The sequence below is a fragment of the Bacteroides sp. L10-4 genome (genome assembly GCF_013373675.1).
Classification (GTDB): domain Bacteria; phylum Bacteroidota; class Bacteroidia; order Bacteroidales; family Bacteroidaceae; genus Bacteroides; species Bacteroides muris.
Genome location: NZ_JABXJH010000130.1, coordinates 1 through 1,893 on the forward strand (window position 1 = coordinate 1; position 1,893 = coordinate 1,893).

Annotated in this window: 2 protein-coding genes; one reads left to right on the plus strand and one right to left on the minus strand. The window is 35.6% G+C overall.

Features of this window, described 5'->3' with window-relative positions; all coding sequences use genetic code 11:
- The coding region (locus HU824_RS19335) for a transposase (protein WP_176469736.1) at positions 1-157 on the minus strand (157 nt) is incomplete at its 3' end.
- 182 nt (positions 158-339) lie between these two features.
- Between HU824_RS19335 and HU824_RS19340 the strand changes: the two genes are divergently transcribed.
- A complete protein-coding gene (locus tag HU824_RS19340) occupies positions 340-1,782 on the plus strand; it encodes a cell division protein FtsA (protein WP_176469737.1) in 1,443 nt (480 codons plus the stop codon).
- Positions 1,783-1,893: the final 111 nt, after the last annotated feature.

The window sequence follows — 1,893 nt, forward strand, 5'->3', positions numbered from 1 at the left end:
AGTCAAGAGGAAGCATCCGCCATTGACAACCTGTCTTTACCAGGTAAAATATAGCGTTCCAAATCAATCGCAAATCATATTTTCGCTTTCTTTCTTGCAGGTTCAATACTTTTGTTATATATTGCCACTCGGTTTCCGTTAAATCTGTCTGATACATCTTTTTTTAAGTTTGGTCGCTTCAAAGAAAGAAATAATCTGGCGGATACGGAAACCTCTTTAGAAAAAGATTTCAGTCATTTTTAAACAGGCTCTAAAGGAGCTGGAAATATCAGATACGTTGAATACATACGGCTTTACTATAATAATAGATGTGCAGATGTACAGAATAATGAGGGTGGAATGACTGAATTTAAGTTCACAGGATTCATTATGCCGCAAGTTAGATTCAACAATGAACAGGACGCTATTTATACTGTATCATGTGTTCAGTCTGCAACAGGAAGAAACGAATTCCGTTTTTTTAGTGATGGTGAAAAAATCCTACCAAAAAGCTGCACTTGTCGTAATGAAGACCAACAGATTATGGTTAAGGCTGATAATTATTTGTTGGAAAAAAGGAATTTTGATTTCGTTCAAGTTCGTAACACACATGGATATTGTGGTATTTTGCTGCCGATTTTCAAACAGCAAAGGAATGTTGAACGGTTTGAGTTCGCTATAGATTTAGGTACATCTAATACCCACATAGAGTTCCGCAAAGGAAATGAAAAACCAGAGGTTTTTACTTTCACGGCTAAGGATAGACAGTTATGTGAGATGTTCATCCCTATAAAGAATGAATATGGTTCAATTGAAGATTTGATTGAAGAAACCGAACTTATAGAGAAAGATTTTATTCCTTCAGAAATCGGCTTGTCCGATTTTCATTTTCCAACTCGGACTGTGCTTTCCTGCGCAAAGACAATAGATTGGACAAATGTAGTCGAACCATTTACGCTTGTGAATCTTCCATTTACTTATGATAAGCGCAGTGAGTTGTCTTACAACAATTTCAGATGTAACATCAAATGGGGTAATGGTGATGATCTTTGTGTGATGGAGTCGTATGTCAGATGCCTTATGCTTATCATTAGGAATAAAGTCCTTCTTAATAATGGCGATTTGCAGCATACTAAAATCACATGGTTTTATCCTATAAGTATGGCACCTAAGCGATTGCGTAGATTGAAATCTATATGGGATGATGCTTACCAAAAATATTTTGGAAATGGTGTTACTGGATATATGACGGAATCTTCCGCACCAATTCAATATTTCTTCAAGAGATATTCAACGGCTACGGATTTAATCAATGTTGACATTGGTGGAGGCACTACTGATATTGCGTTTGCGAAAGATAAGAATATAAGTCATGTGACATCATTTCGGTTTGCATCAAATACTCTGTTTGAAAATTCATTTTCAGAACTTGATGAAGATAACGGTATAGTTGACTGGCATAAGAATGAAATTCTGAAACTTCTTGAAGAGAAGAATTTAATGGATCTTATTCGCGTGTTCAATAGCCCGAATAACACCAAACCTGCTAATATGGCATCATTCCTATTCGGTCTTAAAGACAACACTATTCCCCAAAGAGCCGGAGTTAATGTCAAAGCTATTGATTTTAATTATATACTCCAAGAAGATGAAGATTTTAAGATTGTATTTATTATTTTCTATACGGCAATAGTATATCACATAGCGCAAATTGTTAAGTCACTTAACCTTGAAGTTCCTCGTCATATCTCTTTTAGTGGCAATGGCAGCAAGGTAATACGTGTTATCATTAGTGTCCCATAAAAAATAGGGACTAGTTAAACATTAAATAAATTTGGCCCATTTGGTCCGAAACGGTCTTTGTCATATTGAAATTTAGTTTTGTCGAAGAGGTCTTTCAAGTGCGTTTTGTCA

Coding starts and splice junctions, on each gene's coding strand:
- HU824_RS19340 (WP_176469737.1), top strand. CDS start 340: ATGACTGAATTTAAGTTCACAGGATTCATTATGCCGCAAGTTAGATTC.